Genomic DNA, 23,333 nt, shown 5'->3' on the forward strand with positions numbered 1-23,333 from the left:
TCATATGATAGAAATTAAATTATTCGCAATGACCTAACTTAATCGCCAAACCGCCTTGGGAAGTTTCACGGTATTTTGCGTTGATATCTTTACCTGTTTCATACATGGTTTCGATGACTTTATCGAGGCACACGCTTGGCGCGCTCACACGGCGTAATGCCATACGAGCGGCATTCACAGCCTTAACAGATGCAATTGCATTACGTTCGATACAAGGTACTTGGACTTGCCCACCCACAGGGTCACAGGTTAAGCCTAAGTTATGCTCCATGGCGATTTCAGCCGCGACGCACACTTGCTCTGGGCTGCCCCCCATTAATTCAGCCAAACCAGCAGCAGCCATGGAACAGGCTACACCGACTTCACCTTGGCAACCAACCTCTGCACCAGAGATGGACGCATTCATTTTGTACAGCGTACCAATCACGCCTGAAACTAAGAAATAGCGGGTATAAGAGTTTTCGTTGACTGGGCGAATAAATTTATCGTAGTAAGCCAATACCGCAGGAATAATTCCGCACGCACCATTCGTTGGGGCAGTAACAACACGGCCACCGGCGGCGTTCTCTTCATTGACAGCAAGGGCGTACATGTTGATCCAGTCAATCACCGCCATTGGGTCAATATTGTTATTGTCAGAAGTCACTAATTGACGGCGCAATGCCGCCGCACGGCGAGGAACGCGCAGTGGACCTGGTAATAAACCTTCGGTGCTCACGCCGCGTTCAATGCCCGCTTTCATGACATCCCACACCGCAGCCAGATATTCAGAGATCTCTTCTTTGCTGTGCAGGGCTAACTCGTTTTGCATTACTAATGCAGACAAAGATAACCCCGTTTCTTTACAATGTTTTTGTAAATCAGCCGCATATTTGTATGGGTAAGGGACTTGAACCGCATTTTCAGTTTCTTGACCGAAATGTTCTTCATCGACGATAAAGCCACCGCCAATGGAGTAATAATTCTTGGTATACAGAACGTTATCGCCATCAAACGCGGTAATTGTCATTCCGTTTTCGTGTAATGGTAGGTTAGTTGAATGGAAATTCATCCCACCTTCAGTTGGAAAATCGACTTCATGTTGACCATTTGCCAGCAGTAGTTTGCCAGTTTGCTCAACATTGCGCATAAATGCTGGGATAGCATCAATATCAATCGTATCAGGCAGATTACCCGCCAAACCCATAATAATCGCCATATCGGTGGCGTGTCCTTTACCTGTTAGGGATAAAGAGCCATAAACATCGACGGAAATACGTGTGGTTTTAGTGAGAAGATTTTGCTGGATGAGGTCATCGACAAACTGCTTACCGGCTTTCATAGGGCCGACAGTGTGTGAGCTGGATGGTCCGATACCGATTTTAAAAATGTCGAATACGCTAATCATATTCTGTCTTCCTATATTGAAGGATCCCCATCAAACTGCCAATTACAGGGTATTTGTTGTCAGTAAGATGATTATAGAAGATCCCTCAATTAACCAGATTGATATAGGTTAATTGAGGGCTTAGATTTACTTAATTATTTGCTAATTTTTTTAATTAGAAGAATAACTTGTAAGTTGCAGCGGAGATAGCGACCAGACCCATGATGACAACGAAGATATTGCTGAGTTTACCGGAGTATTTACGCATCGCAGGAACTTTGCTGATTGCATACATTGGCATTAAGAACAGCAGGATTGCGATAACTGGGCCACCCAGACTTTCAATGATATCCAGTACTCCAGGGTTCAATGTTGCAACAATCCAAGTTGTTACTAACATGAACAGTGCAGTACCACGATTTAATTTTTTAACATCAACTGTTTTGCCTTTTGCGCGATATGCACGCTCAACTAAACCATTGAAACCTTCACGAGCACCTAAGTAGTGGCCTAAGAATGATTTGATGATAGCGATAAAGGCGATGATAGCTGCGGCATACTTGATAAACGGCTGATCAAAATAGCCAGACAGGTAGTCAAGGATACTGATATTTTGCGCTTTAGCTGCAGCAAGGTCTGCTGAAGACAGTGTGAATACACAGCTGATGACGAAGAACATTACAGTCAGAACCATCAGGATGTGCGCAGAAGCCAGAATGCGTGAGCATTTTTTCTCTGCCGCTTCATCATACTCTTCACGTTTTGCAACAGAGAAAGCAGAGATGATTGGTGAATGGTTAAACGCGAAAACCATAACTGGGATTGTTAACCAGATAGTGATCCAAATGCTTTGTCCACCGGATGCTGTAGCCGCTTCAGTCACGTTATCTAAAGATAATGTGCTCAGAGCATCGGTGCTCCAATGTGGAACCATATACAGAGAGAAAGCGACCAGTACGGCGATGAATGGGAACACCAGCATACTCATGACTTTAACAATATATTTTTCACCGAATGCCACGATTGCCATAACGCCACCGACTAAAATCAGTGCCAGCAACCAACGTGGTGGTGCACCAACGCCTAATAGTTCAGTCAGGAATTTGTTAACGTTGTTAGTGATAGAAACACCATAAACTAACAAAATAGGATAAATAGCAAAGAAATAGAGCAGGGTGATCCAGTTACCTGCTGTACGACCAAAATGCTCTTCTACCACTTCGGTAATGTCACCGTCTTTCTTTGAACCGGAAAGGACAAAGCGTGTTAAACCACGGTGAGCAAAAAATGTCATTGGGAAAGCAAGTACTAACATCAGTAATACTGGCAGTAATCCACTCATACCCGCATTGATAGGCAAGAATAAAACACCAGCGCCGATAGCGGTACCATAAAGACCGAGCATCCACACGGTGTCTGTTTTACGCCAAGCGGTAGTATTCCCTGTTTGCGAGGCTGTTTTGTTGATGGAACCAACTTTTGTTGTATCCATAATAGTCTCCAAAAATAAAAGTCAAAAAATAAAAATTGGGTGCCTATTTCACTAGGCTCTTAATCTTTTTGTACGATTAATCGACGGTTTAATTAGTGGTTAGTAAATAAACAATCGGTTAATACACTGTCTAGCCATTAATAATGGTTTTATACGTAACAATCTGATTGGAAATAAAACTAAGATGAATATGAAATTCATTTTCAATCAGTTTTGCAATTTTATAAGTAATTTTTAAAAGTGGATTTTGAGTGTGAGAATCTACATTTTAGCAGAACAAAATGCCGTGATCATTATCTCAAAAGAGAAATATCCCCTGCGTTTGCCAGCTTTCAGTGGTTTTTATAAAATTGTTAATGGAATTTGGCTTAGTGCTGTTTTTTGTCGTTTTTTGGTAATGTTCATAAAATGAATACTCGACAAATTTATTTATATAAAAATACAAAACATTAAAACCGTTATCATGTTAATAAAAAATTTAACGTCAATCGGATGATCAATAACTTGAAAATACAGAAGGAAATATCACGTTATTCCTTAGAGAAAACTCAATTTTGAAATTTATATAACATCATGATAAATATGGTATTTTCATCTTTACATTAATTGATTAATAACGTGATTAATTTTTTTGGTTAATTAATGCCCTTGAAAAATATGTTAATTATTTTAGGGGATTTAAGAACGAAAATAGAATACTTATTTTTCGCCGCAAAAAATAATAAGAAATCGTTACGAAATATTTGTTAATTAATTGTTTGAATGTTTATTTGATAAATTCAAATAAAGTTATTGATGCTAAAAATAAATGAAAACAAACTTTGATTTAGCTCAATATTTAATGGTGGGAAAAATGAAGGGGGAAAGTACTGACATTAATAATAGGTCAGTACTTTAAATAACCAATTAAGGTTGCATCCATCCTTTACGAATGAGAGAACCAAATACGAGGTGGTAAAGACGAGTGATTGGCTGCTGAATAACACTGCCGCCCATTGCCCAAATCAACTGAGATAAACCGCAAGAAATAGCACCTAAGATAAATGCACCAATCATGTCTAACGGCCAGTGAACGCCAAGATAAATACGAGACCATGCAATAACGATGGCAGGAACCATAAACACGAAGCCAACCCAGGTTCTTAACCAGAATAAGAAAGCAAAAACAAACGTGAAGACGATAGTTCCATGGTTACTCGGGAAAGACGGAGTTGCGTCGTGATCTAAGAAATTAGAGCCAATTCCCATCACGAAAGGACGTTCATGTGGTGCAAAATAACCAATCAACCACGAAATCACTAAGCCAATCACAATGGCGTAAGCCGTTTTACAGGCAAAGGTACGTTGGCGAGTCATGTTTGGCTGTGCACCCCAAAACCAGCATGCAACAGTAAATAGCGGAAAAATAAGGATCAAGCGTTTGGCGATCACCGTGGCTAACGCAATAGTACCACTTGCGGATTCAGGCGTTGCGTTGATCAGATTAAAAAGATCCAGATTTAGTTGTTCCAGCACGATCGGAGTACCTCGGACATTAGTTCTCAAGAAGATGGGACATAGCAATGGGAAGGGGTGAATCAAGACACGCTCTAGACCTTGCTACTCAAGCTGACAAATTTACTTTTTGTTAAACATTAACTCAATCAATATTTGCTCAATAACAGTGATTTATCAGGGCAATGCAAAAGTTCTAGACACAAAAAACCCGATAGCATGAAAGAATCAAATGGCTATCGGGCTCCTCAATATGGGGACATCAAAGAAAAGCAGTGGCACTAATTAAGACTGCAACAAAAGAGGAAAGTTCTCATGATGATCAGAAAAAGTGCAATTTTTGATGAAAATATTTTTGCATAGCACAAAAAGTAAAAATAAAGCCCCAAACGAGAGGCTCATCTGGGGCTTTATAAAAGAAAATGTCTTGTAAGATTGATTACTTATACAGGCTCAGATTTTCTTTAGCGTATGCTTCAAAGTCAGTGCAGCCACCGATGTGTTTTTCATCGATAAAGATTTGAGGAACGGTTTCTACAGTTTTACCAACGGTTTTGGATAAGTCTTCTTTAGAGATACCTTCCGCTTGGATATCAACATAGCGATAGTCGAAGTCGTCACGTTCATTTTTCAGTTTTTCTGCAAGTTCTTTAGCACGAACACAGTATGGGCAACCAGGGCGACCAAAAATAACAGTGTACATAATATCTCCTTAAATTTAGAACTCAGATTCTAATGACTATTCAGATACGAAATAATAATGCCCAATACTATGCCAACATCAGCTTCTAAATAAAAGTTGAATTTTCCTTTCATAGCTATAGGCAGTATATATAATTTGCTAGTGGTGGTGACGATACTGTCAGTATAAGGCAATAAAACGAAGGAAAACATCATGGAACAACAGCAAAAACCCATAAAAGAGACTAAAGGGACGATGCGCTCACTAGCGGATATGCCAAAACCCGTTCTATTTCTTGAGGGTATAGGAATATTATTACTAATCACCGTATTACTTGCCACTAATGACTATATTACGCTGCCGGAATGGCTAGCCAGCTCTGGCGCGATTGTTTCTATGGTGCTGGTCGGGATGGGCTGCTTAATTCCGGCAATGATCAATATTATCTGGCGAGCTGTGCATGGTCTTACTTTTTTGGGAATTGATAATAAATCGGGTGGCGCGAGTCGTGACCGTCGCAATCAACCAAAAGAGACGACGCGAGATGATGATAAACCAGACGAAAAGTAGAGCAGGGCATGGTTTTACTGGTGTTTAGATTGGCTATGTGTGAAAATTGTCCGCTTTCTATTTGTTAGAATGAATGATTTGTTAGTATGAGTACTTGGTTAGCATGAATATGGTTATTTTTGGTATATCGCTATTTTGAGTTGAAGAAGGTTATTGCTCATGGATTCTATTTGTTACCCAGATATCTCACAGCTGCGAGAGTGGCTTGACCAACTCAAAACGTCTTATTTCGAGTGTGATTCTTGTGCTGCTTTGCATCTCCCTCATATGCAAAATATTGATGGGATCTTTGATGCTAAATTAGACATTATTAATAATGTGTTAGTACTCTCAGCATTGGCAGAACTTAAACCTACCGCGATTATTACGCTGGTGGCAAATATTAGCCAAATTAACGCCAGTTCATTAACGGCAAAAGTTTTTCTCGAAATTAATAATGAAAATCTACCTAAGTTGGTGGTTAGCCAATCATTTTCGTTAGAAGCCGGAATTACTTATCGCCAATTTAGCCATTTCTTACAACAAGCCGAAGAGCAAATTTCCGGTATTGTGTTTGAAATTTTCAGTAATAATCTACTGTATGCAAACCAAGATGAGTATGAAGAGTTAGAGTCGGATGATAATGATGACGACACTGAATCCGACCTTGATGATAAACCTTCCGTGATTATTCACTAAATACCCTATGCATTGTGAACAATATTTGGCAGGAGAATGTCGCTCCTGTCAGTGGCTAGAATTATCGCCAGAACAGCAAATTGCCCGTAAACAAGATAATCTGCAATCTTTATTGCCTTCTTTGGCGTCATCTTTATTTTTGACGCCCGTGACGGGGCCATTTGAAGGATTTCGTAATAAAGCCAAAATGGTTGTCAGTGGTAGCGTTGAAAAACCGATTTTGGGTATTGTTAACCGTGATGGTGTCGCTGTCAGTCTGACGGAATGCCCGTTATATCCCTCTGAATTTTCGCAAGTCTTCGCGCAGCTTATTCCTTTTATCGCGAGAGCTGGGTTAACCCCCTATAACATTGAACGTAAGCGCGGTGAGCTAAAATATATTTTGCTGACTCAAAGCTGGCATACCAAACAATTTATGTTGCGCTTTGTCTTGCGTTCCGATAAAAAAATCGTGCAATTGCAGAAAGCATTACCTTGGTTACAAGAAAAATTGCCGCAATTAGCCGTGATCACCGCCAATATTCAACCCGTACATATGGCTATTTTAGAAGGTGAACAAGAAATTATGTTCACTGAGCAACATGTGCTGCGGGATGAATTTAACCAAGTTCCGCTGTTTATTCGCCCGCAAAGTTTTTTCCAAACTAACCCTATCGTGGCATCTCAGTTATATCAAACTGCTCGAGAGTGGGTAAAAGAATTGAATATCACTAGCTTATGGGATCTGTTTTGTGGCGTGGGTGGCTTTGGTTTGCATTGCGCGGATAAGACGACCAAGCTAACGGGAATTGAAATTAGTGCGCCAGCCATTGAGTGTGCTCGTCAGTCTGCCCAAGAGCTGGGTTTGCAGCACGTTGAGTTCCAAGCGTTAGATTCCACAAATTTTGCCACCAGCCGCCAAGATATTCCTGATTTAGTGCTGGTGAATCCACCTCGCCGTGGTATCGGTAAGAATTTATGCAATTATTTATCTGATATGCATCCTGAGTATATTCTCTATTCTAGCTGTAATGCCCAAACTATGGCGCAAGACTTTGAATTATTATCAGGATACGAAGTTTGCAAAGTTCAACTGTTTGATATGTTTCCGCATACTGCACACTATGAAGTATTGAGTTTATTGAAGCGAAAATAGTGATTAAAATAGATAGGTTTACGCCTATCTATTATGAATTTCTCCATATTTATCAATAGATAAATTACCTTTTGTGTTTTTTATTAATGAGAGTTTTTCAGTAATAGTTGAAATCATTTTTTTAACGTCAGTTTCATTTGAATCGATATTCCATTTTTTTAGCCCCTTATAAATGGTGATTTTGGTTATATTACTTATTAAGTCATGGCTTTTCAGTTTTATTTTGAAATTATTGGGTAATACTATATTTACTTTATTTTTTATGAGTACATTTTTTATATTAGTTTGAATATCTTCATCAGAAAATTCAGGTAAGCTAAGTTTGTTTTGGCTGTTGGCTATTTTATCAATTATGCGGACGTTAAGTAATACATGACCAGCATAAGAATGTTCAGTTTGATCATTGGTACTAAATTCATCGAAAAATTGGGATAATTGCTTGAAAAAGCTGTAGCTATCTTCATCAAATAGAATGCCATTGTTTGGATCAAAAAATGTATATATTACTTTCTTGCTATTGCTTTTGGCAGAAATAGCCATACAGTGGTCGATTGTTTCTACGAGAGAGTAATAATAACCTTTGCTTTTTATTGATTCACCAATATCCATTTCTATATCAGCTAGTGTTTTTAACTCGCCATAATGATTGGTATTTTGTCTGTTTTCCAGTGGTTGAGCATCATTGTTGATTAACCCTGCACGAATTCGTCTATCAACAGAAATTAGACTCATTTTGTCTACTTCAAATTTTAAAAAGGCAGTCAAAATTAAATGGGCATCATTGGTTGTTAACGGTATTTTATGGGTCAATTTTTCTCTTATTGGCACTATTTCTTCCTGGGATAAATGCAAGCTGCTGGAACAGTTTCTATCCAGTATTTTGTCTATAAAAAAAGCTAAATTAGCAGGGAAATTATAGTTAATGAGGAATGTATCAGGCATATTTAACCTTCTATTAATTTCACCTGATTTTAGTAGCTTATTTAAATATCTAACATTGTCTTCTTGCGGGTAAATATCTCTGACAGAGATATTATTAATGTCCAATGCGAGTTTATTTAATTCAAGTGAATTTATGTAGTCGGCTTGCTCATTGATAGCTTGATAAATCAAAGTGTTAAATTCAGCCATTTTAAATTTTTTAGTGGAATTTAAAACATATTTATCCAGCGTGTTTTTGGGATGCTCTTGACTCGATATGATATGAAATGCGTCACTAAGTTTTTTGATATATTGGGAACCAAGATTATGACTTTCATACATCATAAAATAGTTGGAAAGACCGGAGCAAATACCCGCTTGAATAGGACTAATATTTGATACTTTGATAAGCTTATTCTGAAATAGATCGGGGATATTTGTTGCTATGTAATTAACAATAGGTTCTTGTTGAAAGGGAACGGAAAATTTAGAGTGTGTAATCATCTCGATAGCCTTATTTAATCAGTATAATTTTGCAATGATTCATGCTACCAATACAAAAAAGGTCTATCTTTCAAAAAACAATATAATATATAGAAATGATTGGTTATGTATGTTTTTCATACAAAAAAGCTTGGCATAAGGCCAAGCTTTTTCATTTAAAAACAATCTGTTAATTTTTAGCTACGATGTTCAAAAGCCAGTGCTTTACGCTCAATCAGACGCATAATTAATGTCAGAATCGCATTCACCACAAGATAGATAATCCCTGCCGCGACAAACGCCATCACATCCCATGTCTGTCCAAATACTTGGCTACTGTAGCCCATAATATCCAGCATCGTAATGGTACTGGCGAGAGAGGTACTTTTGAAAATCAGCACCACTTCGTTGGAATAGGACGAAAGCGAGCGTTTAAATGCATAAGGTAGAATAATCCGCATGGTTTGCAGTTTACTCATCCCGAGCGCTTGACAAGATTGCCACTGGCCGGATGGAATGGCTTTTACCGCACCGTGGAATAACAGGGTGGAATAGGCCGCACTGTTTAATGCCAGCGCTACCATCGCACAAACCCATGGTGTCGAAATAAATTCCCATAGCATTGGGTAATCTTGTAGTGACTTAAATTGGCTTGGACCATTATAAATCAAGAAGAATTGCACCAATAACGGCGTACCCGTAAATAGGGTGATATATGCTTTAACCGCTTGTGAAACGACGGGAGTTTTGAGGGATAAGATCAGCGTAAAGAAGATGGCTAAGATAAAAGCCACTAATAATGCACTGAAGGTCAGCGACAAGCTGGTCGGTAATCCCGGTAATATTTGCAGAATTAAATCGATCATTTCGCATCACTCCGTTCAAAACGCGTGGTGCGTAGTTCAATACGTTTTAGCACCAATTGGCTTAAGAGGGTGATAGCGAGGTAAATCAGACCCACAATAGCGTACCAAGTAAATGGTTCATGGGTACGGTTCACAATGGTTTTGGTTTGTAGCATTAAGTCATTGACACTAATTAAGGAGACTAACGCGGTATCTTTGAGTAACACTAACCATTGGTTACCTAAGCCTGGAAGGGCATGGCGCCACATTTGTGGCATGATATAGCGAAAGAAAATGGTGCGTTTGCTTAATCCAAGTGCTAATCCCGCTTCCCATTGACCATAAGGTACGGCTTTCAAGGCACCACGCAAGGTCTGGGAGGCGTAAGATGCATATAACAGCGCGAGCGCAACTACACCACAGAAGAATGGTGTGTAGTCAAATTCGCCGCTATCAGCAAAGAAAATGCTCGGGTCAATTTGGAAAGTACCTTGCCAGAAACCTAAGTTAATGGCGATACCATCACCTAACAGGTTAATAAGCTGGAGGGTTCCAAAATAGACAAACAGCACCACCAGTAGTTCAGGTAAACCACGGATAAGCGTGACCCAGCAGGTTCCTAAAAAGGCGAGAGGTTTGAACCGAACAGATTCCCACGCGGTAAATAGCATTGCGAGAACCAATCCAAGGACTAGCGCTAAAACGGCAAGGCCGACGGTAATACCGGCGGCACTTGCTAAAAAGAATAAATCATTCATTAATTATATCGACTACTGTTGAAACCATTTTTTATGGATAGCATCGTAGGTGCCATCGGCTTTAACTTCAGATAAGGCTTTGTTCATCTTATCCAGCAACTCTTTGTTGCCTTTACGAACAGCGATACCTAAACCAATACCAAAATATTGTGGATCGGTCACTTTGTCGCCCACAGCGGCTAAGTTTTCATTACCTTTCGCTTTTAACCACTCATCAGCAACAGCTGTGTCACCGAATACCGCATTAATACGACCGTTTTGCAGATCTAAAATGGCAGATTGGTAGTTATCATAAGGGACAACCGTCATATCTTTATGTTGTTCCAGAATGTATTTCTGGTGTGTGGTACCGTTTTGTACCCCGATTTTTTTACCTTTTAACTGGTCAACGGCAGTAATCTTATCTTTTACTGCAATAAACTCAGCGGAGTTCGGATAGTAAGTTTCGGTGAAATCCACTTGTTGTTGACGCTCAGGGGTAATATCGATACCCGCCATTAACGCTTCAAAGCGACGGAATTTCAGGCTTGGAATTAAGCTATCAAAAGATTGGTGTGTGAATGTGCAGGTTGCATTCATTTTTTCACACATTGCATTTGCCAGATCCACGTCAAAACCTACGATTTGGTTGTTTTTATCAAACATTTCAAACGGGGCGTAAGTTGCTTCAGTTGCAAAACGGATGGTCTCTTTTTCCGCCGCCGCCGCAGATAGGGTTACAGCGCCTAATAATGTAGCTAATAATAATTTTTTCATTGCTTAATCCTATATCTATTAGTGGGACAGAATCTATTAATGGGATAGATAATTTGCAAATGCTTCGGTTTGAGGTGCAGCGAAGTGGCTAGCATCTCCTTGCTCTACAATATGACCGTTTTCCATATAGACCACACGGCTTGCGGTTTTACGGGCAATTTCAACTTCATGGGTCACTATAACTTGGGTGATCCCCGTTGCTGAAAGTTCACGAATAATATCCACCACTTGCGCTGTAATTTCAGGGTCAAGTGCGGCTGTTGGCTCATCAAATAACAGAACTTGAGGTTCCATCATCAAGGCACGAGCAATCGCGACACGTTGTTGCTGTCCACCGGATAAATGCAGGGGATAACGGTCAGCAAATTGCGATAAACGTAAGCGCTCTAACAGCTTAGCGGCTTTTTCTTGTGCTTGCTGTTTGGATAGCTTCAAAACGCGGCATGGCGCTTCAATCAGGTTATCCATCACACTTAAGTGAGGCCAGAGATTATATTGTTGGAAAACCATGCCTACATTTTGGCGCAGATCGCGAATGGCTTTCGCATCTGGTGTTTTGGCAAAATCAAAAGTATGGTTGGCAACATTGAGTTGACCTGAACGAGGCATTTCTAGCAGGTTCAGTACGCGCAGTAAGGAGCTTTTACCTGCGCCACTTGGCCCGAGTAATACCATGGTTTCACCAGCAGAGCACTCTAAGTTGATATCAAAGAGTGCCTGATGGTTACCGTAGAAACAGTTTATGTTTTTTAATTGAATGCTCATGCTTACCAATAATATCTAAATTAACTACCCGCGATATTAATCCTGTAAGCATATTTATGCAATGTTTTATGCATAAAAATTTGGTTTTTTACGCTAAATTTATTCTGGCTTATTGGAGCTATCTTCCACTATCGGTGCTGTCACAAGCTTTTTGTCCCGTTGAATAGCCAATTCACTAATACGCTTAGCCATGCCTTTAAAGATGAACAGATGCGCTGGCATCATCGCAAACCAATAGAGTAATCCGCTGAAACCCGCTGGGTGCCACCATGCACGAACATCAATGGAGCGTAGGTTTCCACTATCATGAATAGTGAAAGTTAATCGACCTAAACCTGGTGCTTTCATACCAAAAAGTAAGCTAAGTTGTTTATTTGGTTCCATATTAATGACTCGCCAACCATCAACTTCATCACCAACCTGTAAGGTGTCACGATCAGGTCTGCCATATTTGACTTTATTCAACATCATATCGTCCATAATGGCGCGTGTTTTCCAAAGGATATTGGCGTAAAAATAGCCTTCTTTTCCACCAATTTGCTGTACGGTATGCCAGAGCGATTCAGTGGATGCGGTGGTGCTAAAAGTAAAACCCGCTTGTTTAGGGTAGTAGCCGTAACCTGGTCGCCAGCGTTTTCTCACCTCGGGATCGTAACCCCAATCAGAGTTATCAATGGCACTGGCTTCTTCCGCTAATGTGGTTCTGACTGCATCATCAAATGAAATCAGCGTTTGCGGGATAAGCTCGCGAATGAGTTTATCGTCCGCAGGCAGATCGTGTTGTAAGCCTTGGATCAACTCTTTGGCAATAGTCGGCGGCACTGAAGTTATCAAGCTAATAAAGTGCACGGAGATCATGCTGACAGGGATCGGAATTGGAATTAACAAGCGACGCTTTCCTGAGACTTTAATAAAGCGCTTGAAGAGCTCTTGGTAGCTTATATATTCAGGACCTCCCGCATCTAACACTCGACTTTCTGTCACGGGAAGTTGGGCTAACTGGGTGAGGTAATACAGGATATTTTCAAGGGCAATCGGGGATGATTTTGAACGTACCCAACGAGGCGGCGTCAAAATGGCGAGGTTATATACCATATCGCGCATAATTTCGAAGGCCGCAGAACCTGAACCAACAATTATGGATGCGCGAATTTCAGTCACAGGAATACCACTTTCGCGCAGAATCTCCCCTGTTAAGCGTCTGGCAATTAAATGCGGGGAATAAGTATGCCCATGTTGCAGTGCGCTGAGATAAATCACCTGCTTGACGTTAGAGCCTTGCAGCGCATTTTGTACATTGCGTGCCGCTTCACGTTCACGTTCAATAAGATTGGCTTGATCCGCCATGCTATGAACGAGGAAGTAAACAATATCCACCTCGTCCATGATATTTTTCAGGGTTTCAGGCTGGTGTAAATCCACATAGATACAGCGAGTATCCGACCAACCTTGGGATAGCATCCAGTCTACACGTCGGGCGGCGGCAGTGACTTCATGACCTTCTTCCAATAATTTAGGAATTAAATTTTGCCCAATATAGCCACTTGCACCTAGTACTAAAACTCGTTGTTTACCCGTCATGTTAATTTCCTGTGATACCTAAATTAACGGCTATTGTGACTGAAATTCTACTTATGTAAAGAAGGCCATAAGGATTGGCGTAATTAGACTTAAAACGAAGCCGTGAACGATAGCCGCGGGGACAATCGACACGCCACCACTACGCTGCAATACTGGCAAAGTAAAGTCCATAGACGTAGAGCCACAAATTCCCAATGCAGTAGAACGATAGCGATTAATGATTAATGGAATCAACATGATGGCAGTTAATTCTCGCAACAGATCATTAAAAAATGCGGCGCTGCCCATCACAGGACCATAAGCATCGGTAATTAAGATACCGGTAAGTGAATACCAACCGAATCCAGAGGCGATAGCTAACCCCATTTTGATAGGAAGCCCAAGGAAAAAGGCTGCGGCTGCCCCACCGATAAGGGCGCTAACCCCCATGACTAAGGCAATCGTTGTTCCTCGGCGGTTAATTAAAATCTGTCGAATATGCATGCCACTATTACGCAGTTGTACCCCAACCAGTAACAGCAGCAACATTAGCGCCACTTGGCTGCCTTTATCCGCATAATGTAAGAATTTAAACCCCGTTAATCCTACTAAAAAGCCAATGAGTAAGACACCACACAGCTGCAAGGATTCAAATACCATTTTGATACGTGAAGGGGGCTTTTCTTGCTTGTGCTGTGGGACTTTCCACGGATCAAGTTTATCCAGGAGAATTAAAGAAAGCGCATTGAGGCCAAAAATGCAGGCGAAGAAGGTCAGGGCATAAATTAAGATGGACACTAAATGTGCGCTGAGGTTTTCAAGCAAAGCAAGGGTAATACCCATTAAAAATAAAATGACGTACACCATCGAATTTAAAGACTGATGAACTCGATGAAGAACATTTTTATTTTTTATAGGTATCAAGTAACCCAGAAACAGAGGTAAAAGAATAATCAGCAAGCCTGAATACATGTTAGTGCCCTTTTATTTCATTTTGTTTTACTGCATTAACTACACTAATTTATGCCAATATAAATTTATGCCAATATAAACAACAGATTATATTTAAACATTCATGAACATTGCTATCGAAACATGAATAAATTTAGCCTGTGATGCTAAATATCACGCAGGTGATAAATATTTTTCAATGGCTGATTAACTAAAAATAGGAGAAAAATGCTGGAAAATAAAGCATAAACATCCTATATCACCAACTAAATAAGCTCAATACAGGGACATGTATCGCAACGTGTTTTTTTTGTACTGTGTTGACTCGTATAGTAATTAATTGGCTTAATGAGTAAGCTTTTATTTGAGATAGTTCAGGTTGTTTCACGGATCCTTGAGTGGTCAAGATGTTACAATCAAACTCAGTTTTCGATAGCAAGGAGAGAGATATGTATCTGGAACGTGTGGAAATATACGGATTTAGAGGGATCAACCGACTTTCTTTAGAACTTAATAATAATACCGTTCTCATCGGGGAAAACTCATGGGGGAAATCAAGTTTACTCGATGCCTTAGATATTTTGCTCTCTCCCGAACATCGCGAATACCAATTCACAGCTAATGATTTTCACCATCCTACAGGGGATGATGAAACACGTTTTCGTACTTTGCAGATTGTCTTAAAGTTCTGTGAGAGTCGTCCTGGTCGCCATCATTCTTATCGTTTCCAAAATCTAGCTTCTGTTTGGGTCGATAATGGGGATGACTTAAAACATATTTTATTCCGAGTAAGTGCGGAGCTAAAAGATGATAACAGCGTTACGGTAGATAAGTGCTTCTTAAATTCTGGGGGTAATAAATTATCCCTTGATAATGTGGGTAAGTATATTAAAGAAATTGTCCGTTTATATCCCGTAATTCGCTTACGAGATGCGCGTTTCTTAAATAGTATAAACCCCGAGACGATAGTCAGCGGAAGCAACAATTTCCGTGAAAACTTTAATCATCAGATTAAAGAATTGACGATGGCGCTGGTGAATAATCCTGAACGCTTAAGTGATAATGACCTTGAAGATGGGGTGGACGCGATGCAGCAATTGTTGAGCCACTATTTTTCAGGGAAAAGCGGTCATATGGTGAAAACGGATAATCCAATGATTAGTATCGAGCCTCGTAAGCGGGGGTGGCAGGCATTGGATAATATTAACCGATTAATAGCGAAGCCGAATCAACGTAATATTCGCCTGATTATCTTAGGGATGTTTTCATCGTTACTGCAATCTAAAGGGAATATTGAGCTGGATAAACATGCTCGCCCAATTATTATTGTGGAAGACCCTGAAACACGGTTACACCCGATTATGTTGTCTATTGCGTGGGGGCTGTTTAGTTTATTCTCCTTGCAGCGGATCACCACAACCAATTCTGGTGACTTACTTTCCCAAGCGCCAATTGATAGCTTATGCCGACTCGTCCGTGATACCAATAAAGTGTCTGCATATCGTTTGAATCCTCAGGATTTAAGTGCCGAAGAGTTACGTAAAATCTCTTTCCATATTCGTTTTAATCGACCTTCCGCATTATTTGCCCGTTGTTGGCTACTGGTTGAAGGTGAAACGGAAATTTGGCTAATGAGTGAATTTGCGAGGCAGTGTAATTATTTCTTCGAAACAGAAGGCATTAAGGTAATTGCCTTTGCACAAAGTGGCTTAAAACCTTTATTAAAATTTGCCAATAAAATGGGCATTGAATGGCATGTATTAACTGATGGGGATGAAGCAGGGCGAAAATATGCCGCAACGGCGACGCATTACGCCAACAAAATTAATTCGCCAGATAGAGACCGGTTAACCATGTTGCCTGCACCGGATATGGAACATTTTTTGTATCGCGAAGGGTTTCAAGGTTTGTACCATGAAATTGCAGAAATTCCTGAAAATGCTCGAGTATCCACTCGCCGCGTGATTTTAAAAGCGATTGCACGGACGTCAAAACCTGACTTAGCGCTGGCGACAGTAAACCGTGCCGCTGAATTAGGCCCTGAAGCTGTACCATTAGCTCTGAGAAATATGTTCTCAAGAGTCGCATGGTTGGCACGCGGTAAGGCGTATTAATATAAATTGCAGTTAATCTTAAATCTGTTTAGTGAAGAGTGATAATTATTCAGCTATCTTATTTTCAAGAGAGGGGCGGCCCTCTGATTGAAAATAGGAACAGCGTTAATGAAGGCAGCATCAAGAAAAAAATGGATTTATGGCATATTTGTCCTACTCGCGGCGCTGGCGACCGCATGGTTTTTTCTTGGTAACCAGCAGCCAGAGAGCTACCAAACGGTTGATGTGACTCGTGGTGACCTCGATAAGCGGGTTATGGCGACGGGTAAATTAGATGCTGTACGTAAAGTAGATGTGGGGGCGCAGGTTAGCGGTCAACTGCAAACACTGTACGTTAAAGAAGGTGATACTGTTAAAAAAGGCGATCTGCTCGCCGTTATTGATCCGCAAAAAGCGCAAAACGAAGTCACTGAATCTCAAGAAACTATCCATGAATTAGAATCCAATTTAGCATTGGCTCAGGCTGAATTAAAGCTTGCGCAAGTGACTTATCAACGTCATTTAAGCCTATCAAAAGTACAAGCGGTGGCTCAGCAAGAGCTGGATAAAGCCAGAACCGATGTGGAAGTGAATAAAGCGAAGGTGGCCACGTATCAGTCGCAGATTAAACGTAATCGCGCCTCTTTAGATACTGCAAAAACGAATCTGAAGTACACCCAAATTACAGCGCCAATGGATGGTATTGTGACGTTTATCAAGACATTACAAGGGCAAACGGTGATTGCAGCTCAAGAGGCACCAACGATTTTAACGTTAGCTGATTTGGATACAATGTTGGTCAAAGCAGAAGTTTCCGAAGCGGATGTTATCTACCTTGAGCCGGGACAAAGTGCATCTTTTACAGTGTTAGGCGCCCCAGATAAAAAATTCGCGGGAAAACTGAAAGATATCCTACCGACCCCTGAAAAGATTAACGATGCAATTTTCTACTATGCCCGTTTTGAAGTGCCAAACCCTCAACATCTTTTAAAGCTACAAATGACTGCACAGGTAGTGATTGAGCTTGAATCCCATAAAAATGTGCTGCTCCTTCCGTTACTCGCTTTAGGAAACGAAGTCACTCCGCAAGTTTATGAAGTGGAAGTTTTGAATGATGGGATACCGCAAAAGAGAAACATTGAAATTGGCAGTCGTAACGATGTTTCAGTGGAAGTGATTAAAGGGTTGCAAGAAGGGGATAAGGTCATCGTCGGTCGCAGCAGCGATACGGAATTGTAATGATGACGACTTTACTGGAGCTGCATAATATTACGCGGCGCTATCCTGCGGGTGAGCAGGAGATCACCGTACTCAAAGATGTTTCGTTGAAAATAAATGCCGGTGAAATGGTGGCGATTATTGGTGCGTCAGGGTCGGGAAAATCGACGTTGATGAATATTTTGGGATGCTTGGATAAACCCTCATCAGGGGAATATTTCGTTGCAGGTCAAAATATTGCGACATTGAATAATGACCAATTGGCACAATTACGACGTGAACATTTTGGGTTTATCTTCCAGCGTTATCACTTACTGAGCCATTTGAGTGCGGAGCAAAATGTTGAGATCCCCGCTATTTATGCCGGAGCAGGCAAGTCTCAGCGACAGGAACGGGCAGAGCAATTACTTCAACGTTTAGGCTTAGGTGAACGAGTTCATTATCGCCCAAGCCAATTGTCGGGGGGGCAGCAACAAAGGGTCAGTATTGCTCGCGCTCTGATGAATGGCGGACAGGTTATTTTGGCGGATGAGCCGACGGGGGCGCTGGATAGCCATTCAGGGGAAGAGGTCATGAAGATCTTAAAAGATCTTTGTGCCCAAGGGCATACGGTGATCATCGTTACCCATGACCCGAAAGTCGCGCAGCAAGCAGAGCGGATCGTTGAAATCAAAGATGGCGAAATCATCAATGATTCTGGTGTGTTAGTAACGAAGAAAGTTGAGTTCCCGGCAAAAGTCGCGATGAAGAAAAATCCATTAGGGCAATGGATTAGCCGATTCAGTGAAGCTTTATTGATGGCGTGGCGCGCGATGGTAGTGAATAAAATGCGCACCTTGCTGACGATGCTGGGAATTGTGATTGGTATTGCCTCAGTGGTATCCATCATGGTAATTGGCGATGCGGCCAAAGGGATGGTATTGAATGATATTAAATCGATTGGTACCAATACAATTTCGGTGTATCCCGGAAAAGATTTTGGCAGCGATGACCCAGAAAATCGCCAAGCGTTGAAAGCCTCCGATATTTCTGCCATTGCTCAGCAGCCTTATGTTCAGTCGGTGACTGGCTCCATTGATACCTCTGCTCGATTACGTAAAGGGAATTTAGATGCGGTGGCTCGAGTCGCAGGAGTGGGGGTAGGTTATTTCCAAGTTTATGGTAATAAATTCGCTGAAGGGATGGGATTTACTCAGGATATGCTTGATCGGCGTGCGCCTGTAGTTGTGATTGACGGTAATACGAAACGACGATTTTTTCCGAACAAACAGAATGTCGTGGGTGAGACATTGCTCATCGGAAATATGCCCGCCACTGTCATTGGTGTATTAGGAGAACAAAAGTCAATTTTTGGTTCCAGTAAAAGCCTAGAAGTGTTTTTACCCGACACGACAATTAACAGTAAGCTGATTAACCGTTCTTACTATGACAGCATTGTGGTTAGAGTGAAGGATGGCATTGATGCGAAAGTGGCTGAGCAGCAACTGACCCGTTTGCTGACTTTGCGTCACGGTAAGAAGGATATTTTTACCTATAATATTGATACATTGGTCAAAACAGCGGAAAAAACCACCCAAACTATGCAGCTCTTTTTGACTTTAGTCGCCGTAATTTCCCTTGTGGTTGGGGGGATTGGAGTGATGAATATTATGTTGGTGTCTGTGACAGAAAGAACCCGTGAAATTGGTATTCGTATGGCGGTTGGTGCTCGTACGATGGATGTGATGCAGCAATTTCTTATTGAGGCGGTGTTAGTGTGTCTTATCGGTGGCTTAATGGGAATTGGCTTATCTTATGGCGTCAGTCTGATTGCTCAAATGGCGCTGCCAGGCTGGACATTTGCATTTGATCCAATTGCACTTGTCAGTGCATTTGCCTGTTCAACGGCGATTGGGATTATTTTTGGTTTCCTACCCGCGAGAAATGCGGCGAGATTAAATCCGATTGATGCATTAGCAAGAGAGTAATTTATCCATCAGTGATTATTTGAAAAGTTGTAGAGGGGGATCTCTACAACTTTTTTCTCACTAATAAGGCAATTTATTAGATAAAATAATTAGTGAATAGCTGTTTAGGTCGAATATTTTGTGAGATTAACGGCAATGAAAAGATAATTTACTCTATATTTGCGTGTCTAAATTAGAATTATCTATCGATGAACACTCATTTTGTGAAATTTCTCTAATCAAATGTGGGTTTTTTAACCTATTAATTTACAGCTTATTTTGTTTTTACCCCCTCCTATTTCTCCTCCCATTTAAATAACCGATAATAAAAAAGCTATCAAAAAGGTAAATTCTACTTGCGATTTAGTACCGATCGTGGATATTATTCGTCTTGTAGAATAAATGAAACCTGGTTCCGTTAAATGGAACTTTAGCGAAAAGCCAAAAAATCACAAGTAAAGACTCATACACAGCAGGATAAAAAATGGCAAATAAAGCAGGTGAAGATTATTCTCTGGCGCGGGTACCGCAAAGTGCTCGTCGACCGTTTTATGAAGTGTTGATCCTCCGTATCGGTTCACTCGCTTGCGTTTCGCAAGTGATGCTAGGTGCAGCGCTTGGTTATGGATTAACGTTTTGGCAGGCGTTTTGGGCAACAATGCTCGGTTCTGTAATTTTACAGGTCGTCAGTTGGGGTCTCGGAGCGGCAGCTTGCCGTGAAGGAATGTCAATCAGTCTACTGTCTCGGTGGTCTGGTTTTGGAAAACTAGGATCGGCATTAATTGGAGGAGCCATTGCTATCTCCTTAATGGGTTGGTTCGGTGTCCAAAATGGTTTCTTCGCGGATGGTATGTATAAAGCGACTAACGTGCTAACACCAGGGACCTGGTCGCTTATTACAGGCATTGCGGTGACAATTATTACGGTATATGGGTATCGCTTTTTATCTATTACCGCGAATATTTCAACACCGCTATTTTTATTCGCACTAGGTTGGGCTACTTATAATTTATTATCGGGACAGGACATTAGTTTATTAATTAATGCCACTGAACCTGCCGGGCCTTTAATGACAATGCCAGCTGCAATTACGATGGTTGCGGGTGGTTTTATCATCTCTGCTGTAACAACACCAGACATCAGTCGCTTTATGCATAAGCCGAAAGATGTGTTCTGGATGACGTTGATTGGTACATTCTGTGGCGAGCTTTTCGTCAACATGATAGCGGTATTAATGGCTTTAGCATTACGCACAAGCCAAGTTTTTGATTTGATGATGGCGTTAACTGGGTTGCTAGGTGCATCGATTGTTATCTTCTCAACAATTAAAATGAATGATATCAATCTCTACTCTTCATCACTCGGCTTCTCCACACTGTTGAACGCTATTTTTAATAAGCGTTTTGACCGCCGTTATTTAACATGGATTATTGGTATTTTTGGTACCGTGGCTTCCATGTTAGGCATTTTAGATAACTTTATTAGTTTCTTAATTTATCTTGGTATTTCGATTCCGCCTGTCGCGGGTATTATGGTTGTCGATTATTACTTGTTAAAACGTGACAGAAAAGAGCTGGATATCACCCGAGAACAAGGCATTTTACCAACGCGTTGTGAAGCGTATAACCCAGTAACTTTAGTGGCATGGTGCTGTGCGGTCGTTGTTGGCTGGGGAACCTCTGCTCTAGGACCTTTTGGTGCAGATATTGGCGTTCCAGCGTTGAACTCTTTGCTGGTTGGTGCGGTGGCTTATTGGATTGGTATGCGCTTATTAGCGGCATTCCGAGGCGAAAAAGGCATTCACTTCCGCCAAGTTTCTCATTTAGATTGAGGGCAAATGGATGACTGATAACCGAGTTAAAGTTGCGCTAGCTCAGTTCGATTCTGAGCTAGGAAATAAGACAGGTAATTTGCAACGCATGGCGCAATTGTGCGAACAAGCGGCATCGCAAGGGGCGAAACTTATCTGTTTCCCTGAGCTAGCCACAACCGGTTATCGTGGTGATCTGTTATCTACTCAATTATGGGATCTCAGCGATTTTGACGGCAGCGAAACATATCGTATGTTTAGTCAATTGGCTTCCCGCTTAGATATCACGATTGTAGCGGGATTTGCCGAACGCGGTAGCCGTCTAGGCGAAGTGTATAACTCAGTGGGCGTATGGAATCCTGGCTGTGAAAATATCAGCGGTGTATTTCGTAAGGTTCATGCGTTTGGTATTGAAAAACAGTGGTTCAAAAACGGGGATACTTTCCCCGTGTTTGATACGCCAATCGGTAAAATTGGTGTGATGATTTGCTACGACATGGGCTTCCCTGAAGTAGCGCGGATCCTCACTTTACAAGGCGCTGAGTTACTGATTGCGCCTTCTGCCTGGTGTATTCAAGACCGCGATATGTGGGATATTAATACAGCGTGTCGTGCTTTAGAAAATGGCACGCATCTTCTAGCGGTAAATCGCTGGGGGCATGAAGAAGATTTACACCTATTTGGCGGCAGTAAAATTATGGGCCCGCGTGGGCAAGTTTTGTGTGAGGCATCTTGCGAACAAGAACAGTTGTTAGTTGGTGAGATTGATTTTCGTCTTCAGGCGCATACGCGTTTAAGTGTGCCTTATTTAAGAGATAGAAAGCCTCTGGATTATGGCTTGCTAGTGCAGGAAACTCAGGTATGAGTATTTTAACAAGTGTTGTCGACGTGTATCGCCTATTTTTACGCTCAGGTAATGAGCTAACGGTCACCACGTTGGTCAATGAATTATCGATGCCGAAAAGCTCTGCCTCACGTCTGTTAAAGCAAATGGCAGAACTTGGTTTACTCGAAAAGAAAAATAACGCGCCGATTTATCGTCCAGGTTTGTTGATTATGGAGATTGCCCACCGAGCTCGTGGCATGAACCATTTAATTGATATGGCGTTAGAAGCATTAGACAGTTTGACGAAAGATACGGGGTTTACCAGTTATGTATCTGCGTTAGATGAAGATAAAGTCCGTGTTGTTCATGCACGAATTGGTAACAGCATGCTGCAAGTGGTTACGCAGCCGGGAACGCGTTTACCTATTGGTGGCACATCAACGGGACGCGCATTATTAGCACGTTTGCCGATAAATGAGCGCATAAACTTAATTAATTTAGAGCCTGAAGAGTCTCGAGCTAGTTTAAATGAGCGCATTAGCGTGATCACTGAACGAGGTTGGGAGTTTTCAGTCAATGAGTCAGTTGCCGGTGTCGCTTCTGTATCCAGTACAGTATATGACCCTTCACAAAATACGTTGTATGCGTTGTGTTTGAGTCTCCCTGCGTCGCAAATGACCGATGAGATTATCGTGCAGTTGTCCCAAGATCTTTACCGTAAGGCTTCTTACCTAGGATGTATGGTTGGGGATCCTTATTGGTTAGAGCGTAGTACCAAGTAGTCAAAAAACCTTGTGATATCCAGCAGTATCAGTAGTAAAAGTTCAGTAATGAGTAGTTGCAGTAAATAATAATTAAATACCATTCAAAGTGCGTGAATACGCCTTCATCAGGAAATATACCCTTTGTCTTTAGTTAAGGGGTATTCAGAGTAAACGGGTGCTCTTTTGGTGCCCGTTTACTCTAAAACTCTAAAAAAAATAA

Annotated in this window: 20 protein-coding genes; 9 read left to right on the plus strand and 11 right to left on the minus strand. The window is 41.2% G+C overall.

Annotated elements, in window-relative coordinates; genetic code table 11:
* Positions 1–19: 19 nt before the first annotated feature.
* The 4 genes from ACY3ZI_RS06375 to ACY3ZI_RS06390 form a co-directional block, all read right to left on the minus strand.
* On the minus strand, positions 20–1,387 hold the full coding sequence (locus tag ACY3ZI_RS06375; RefSeq protein WP_211885015.1) for an L-serine ammonia-lyase: 1,368 nt from the start codon (positions 1,385–1,387) through the stop codon (positions 20–22).
* A gap of 154 nt (positions 1,388–1,541) precedes the next feature.
* Complete coding sequence (locus ACY3ZI_RS06380; protein ID WP_487376538.1) at positions 1,542–2,858, minus strand: serine/threonine transporter; 1,317 nt, start codon at positions 2,856–2,858, stop codon at positions 1,542–1,544.
* Positions 2,859–3,764: 906 nt separating this feature from the next.
* Positions 3,765–4,373 (minus strand): undecaprenyl-diphosphate phosphatase, encoded by a 609-nt coding sequence (gene ybjG / locus ACY3ZI_RS06385; protein WP_211885017.1) that lies wholly within the window; start codon positions 4,371–4,373, stop codon positions 3,765–3,767.
* A gap of 418 nt (positions 4,374–4,791) precedes the next feature.
* Complete coding sequence (locus tag ACY3ZI_RS06390; protein ID WP_006657693.1) at positions 4,792–5,055, minus strand: GrxA family glutaredoxin; 264 nt, start codon at positions 5,053–5,055, stop codon at positions 4,792–4,794.
* 192 nt (positions 5,056–5,247) lie between these two features.
* On the opposite strand from ACY3ZI_RS06390, the gene ACY3ZI_RS06395 reads away from it, so the two are divergent.
* The 3 genes from ACY3ZI_RS06395 (at position 5,248) to rlmC (ending at position 7,417) form a co-directional block, all read left to right on the plus strand.
* Positions 5,248–5,604 (plus strand): YbjC family protein, encoded by a 357-nt coding sequence (locus tag ACY3ZI_RS06395; RefSeq protein ID WP_211885018.1) that lies wholly within the window; start codon positions 5,248–5,250, stop codon positions 5,602–5,604.
* A gap of 159 nt (positions 5,605–5,763) precedes the next feature.
* Positions 5,764–6,282, plus strand: coding sequence for a YbjN domain-containing protein (locus tag ACY3ZI_RS06400; RefSeq protein ID WP_036951887.1), 519 nt, complete (start codon positions 5,764–5,766; stop codon positions 6,280–6,282).
* Positions 6,283–6,289: 7 nt separating this feature from the next.
* Positions 6,290–7,417: a 23S rRNA (uracil(747)-C(5))-methyltransferase RlmC gene (gene rlmC, locus ACY3ZI_RS06405; protein WP_487376542.1), complete on the plus strand. Its 1,128-nt coding sequence runs from the start codon at positions 6,290–6,292 to the stop codon at positions 7,415–7,417.
* A 24-nt stretch (positions 7,418–7,441) separates the two neighbouring features.
* Here rlmC and ACY3ZI_RS06410 read toward each other — a convergent pair whose 3' ends face one another.
* The 7 genes from ACY3ZI_RS06410 to ACY3ZI_RS06440 all read right to left on the minus strand — a co-directional run bounded on the left by ACY3ZI_RS06410 (position 7,442) and on the right by ACY3ZI_RS06440 (position 14,477).
* Positions 7,442–8,842 (minus strand): hypothetical protein, encoded by a 1,401-nt coding sequence (locus tag ACY3ZI_RS06410; RefSeq protein WP_487376544.1) that lies wholly within the window; start codon positions 8,840–8,842, stop codon positions 7,442–7,444.
* Positions 8,843–9,018: 176 nt separating this feature from the next.
* Positions 9,019–9,687 carry an arginine ABC transporter permease ArtM gene (gene artM / locus ACY3ZI_RS06415; protein ID WP_211885021.1) on the minus strand — a complete coding sequence of 223 codons (669 nt, stop codon included), beginning with the start codon at positions 9,685–9,687 and terminating at the stop codon, positions 9,019–9,021.
* Positions 9,684–10,424, minus strand: coding sequence for an arginine ABC transporter permease ArtQ (gene artQ / locus ACY3ZI_RS06420; protein ID WP_036951876.1), 741 nt, complete (start codon positions 10,422–10,424; stop codon positions 9,684–9,686). The genes artM and artQ overlap by 4 nt, the downstream gene beginning before the upstream one ends.
* Positions 10,425–10,436: 12 nt before the next feature.
* Entirely contained in the window at positions 10,437–11,180 is a 744-nt protein-coding gene (gene artJ / locus ACY3ZI_RS06425) for an arginine ABC transporter substrate-binding protein (RefSeq protein ID WP_036951873.1), read from the minus strand.
* 36 nt (positions 11,181–11,216) lie between these two features.
* On the minus strand, positions 11,217–11,945 hold the full coding sequence (artP, locus tag ACY3ZI_RS06430) for an arginine ABC transporter ATP-binding protein ArtP (RefSeq protein WP_036951870.1): 729 nt from the start codon (positions 11,943–11,945) through the stop codon (positions 11,217–11,219).
* 99 nt (positions 11,946–12,044) lie between these two features.
* Positions 12,045–13,526, minus strand: a complete 1,482-nt coding sequence (locus tag ACY3ZI_RS06435) for a DUF2867 domain-containing protein (protein ID WP_132494437.1) — start codon at positions 13,524–13,526, stop codon at positions 12,045–12,047.
* Positions 13,527–13,577: 51 nt separating this feature from the next.
* Positions 13,578–14,477, minus strand: coding sequence for a LysO family transporter (locus tag ACY3ZI_RS06440; protein ID WP_036951864.1), 900 nt, complete (start codon positions 14,475–14,477; stop codon positions 13,578–13,580).
* 428 nt (positions 14,478–14,905) lie between these two features.
* Here ACY3ZI_RS06440 and ACY3ZI_RS06445 point away from each other — a divergent pair, with 428 nt between their 5' ends.
* The 6 genes from ACY3ZI_RS06445 (at position 14,906) to ACY3ZI_RS06470 (ending at position 23,131) form a co-directional block, all read left to right on the plus strand.
* On the plus strand, positions 14,906–16,570 hold the full coding sequence (locus ACY3ZI_RS06445) for an ATP-dependent nuclease (protein WP_036951861.1): 1,665 nt from the start codon (positions 14,906–14,908) through the stop codon (positions 16,568–16,570).
* Between the two features lie 108 nt (positions 16,571–16,678).
* The gene (macA, locus tag ACY3ZI_RS06450) at positions 16,679–17,788 is read left to right on the plus strand and encodes a macrolide transporter subunit MacA (protein WP_211885022.1); all 1,110 of its coding nucleotides are present in this window, start codon (positions 16,679–16,681) and stop codon (positions 17,786–17,788) included.
* Positions 17,789–17,790: 2 nt separating this feature from the next.
* On the plus strand, positions 17,791–19,734 hold the full coding sequence (macB, locus tag ACY3ZI_RS06455; protein ID WP_487377463.1) for a macrolide ABC transporter ATP-binding protein/permease MacB: 1,944 nt from the start codon (positions 17,791–17,793) through the stop codon (positions 19,732–19,734).
* Positions 19,735–20,197: 463 nt separating this feature from the next.
* A complete protein-coding gene (locus ACY3ZI_RS06460) occupies positions 20,198–21,544 on the plus strand; it encodes a purine-cytosine permease family protein (RefSeq protein WP_036951857.1) in 1,347 nt (448 codons plus the stop codon).
* Positions 21,545–21,554: 10 nt separating this feature from the next.
* Positions 21,555–22,388, plus strand: coding sequence for a nitrilase-related carbon-nitrogen hydrolase (locus ACY3ZI_RS06465; protein WP_211885023.1), 834 nt, complete (start codon positions 21,555–21,557; stop codon positions 22,386–22,388).
* On the plus strand, positions 22,385–23,131 hold the full coding sequence (locus ACY3ZI_RS06470; RefSeq protein WP_036983690.1) for an IclR family transcriptional regulator: 747 nt from the start codon (positions 22,385–22,387) through the stop codon (positions 23,129–23,131). The genes ACY3ZI_RS06465 and ACY3ZI_RS06470 overlap by 4 nt, the downstream gene beginning before the upstream one ends.
* Positions 23,132–23,333 lie beyond the last annotated feature (202 nt).

The organism is Providencia sp. LY12 (genome assembly GCF_057621555.1).

Excerpts from the sequence above, each read along its gene's own strand:
- ACY3ZI_RS06375 (WP_211885015.1), bottom strand. The coding sequence starts at position 1,387 with ATGATTAGCGTATTCGACATTTTTAAAATCGGTATCGGACCATCCAGC.
- ACY3ZI_RS06380 (WP_487376538.1), bottom strand. The coding sequence starts at position 2,858 with ATGGATACAACAAAAGTTGGTTCCATCAACAAAACAGCCTCGCAAACA.
- ACY3ZI_RS06390 (WP_006657693.1), bottom strand. The coding sequence starts at position 5,055 with ATGTACACTGTTATTTTTGGTCGCCCTGGTTGCCCATACTGTGTTCGT.
- ACY3ZI_RS06395 (WP_211885018.1), top strand. The coding sequence starts at position 5,248 with ATGGAACAACAGCAAAAACCCATAAAAGAGACTAAAGGGACGATGCGC.
- ACY3ZI_RS06400 (WP_036951887.1), top strand. The coding sequence starts at position 5,764 with ATGGATTCTATTTGTTACCCAGATATCTCACAGCTGCGAGAGTGGCTT.
- rlmC (WP_487376542.1), top strand. The coding sequence starts at position 6,290 with ATGCATTGTGAACAATATTTGGCAGGAGAATGTCGCTCCTGTCAGTGG.
- ACY3ZI_RS06410 (WP_487376544.1), bottom strand. The coding sequence starts at position 8,842 with ATGATTACACACTCTAAATTTTCCGTTCCCTTTCAACAAGAACCTATT.
- artM (WP_211885021.1), bottom strand. The coding sequence starts at position 9,687 with ATGATCGATTTAATTCTGCAAATATTACCGGGATTACCGACCAGCTTG.
- artQ (WP_036951876.1), bottom strand. The coding sequence starts at position 10,424 with ATGAATGATTTATTCTTTTTAGCAAGTGCCGCCGGTATTACCGTCGGC.
- artJ (WP_036951873.1), bottom strand. The coding sequence starts at position 11,180 with ATGAAAAAATTATTATTAGCTACATTATTAGGCGCTGTAACCCTATCT.
- artP (WP_036951870.1), bottom strand. The coding sequence starts at position 11,945 with ATGAGCATTCAATTAAAAAACATAAACTGTTTCTACGGTAACCATCAG.
- ACY3ZI_RS06435 (WP_132494437.1), bottom strand. The coding sequence starts at position 13,526 with ATGACGGGTAAACAACGAGTTTTAGTACTAGGTGCAAGTGGCTATATT.
- ACY3ZI_RS06440 (WP_036951864.1), bottom strand. The coding sequence starts at position 14,477 with ATGTATTCAGGCTTGCTGATTATTCTTTTACCTCTGTTTCTGGGTTAC.
- ACY3ZI_RS06445 (WP_036951861.1), top strand. The coding sequence starts at position 14,906 with ATGTATCTGGAACGTGTGGAAATATACGGATTTAGAGGGATCAACCGA.
- macA (WP_211885022.1), top strand. The coding sequence starts at position 16,679 with ATGAAGGCAGCATCAAGAAAAAAATGGATTTATGGCATATTTGTCCTA.
- macB (WP_487377463.1), top strand. The coding sequence starts at position 17,791 with ATGACGACTTTACTGGAGCTGCATAATATTACGCGGCGCTATCCTGCG.
- ACY3ZI_RS06460 (WP_036951857.1), top strand. The coding sequence starts at position 20,198 with ATGGCAAATAAAGCAGGTGAAGATTATTCTCTGGCGCGGGTACCGCAA.
- ACY3ZI_RS06465 (WP_211885023.1), top strand. The coding sequence starts at position 21,555 with ATGACTGATAACCGAGTTAAAGTTGCGCTAGCTCAGTTCGATTCTGAG.
- ACY3ZI_RS06470 (WP_036983690.1), top strand. The coding sequence starts at position 22,385 with ATGAGTATTTTAACAAGTGTTGTCGACGTGTATCGCCTATTTTTACGC.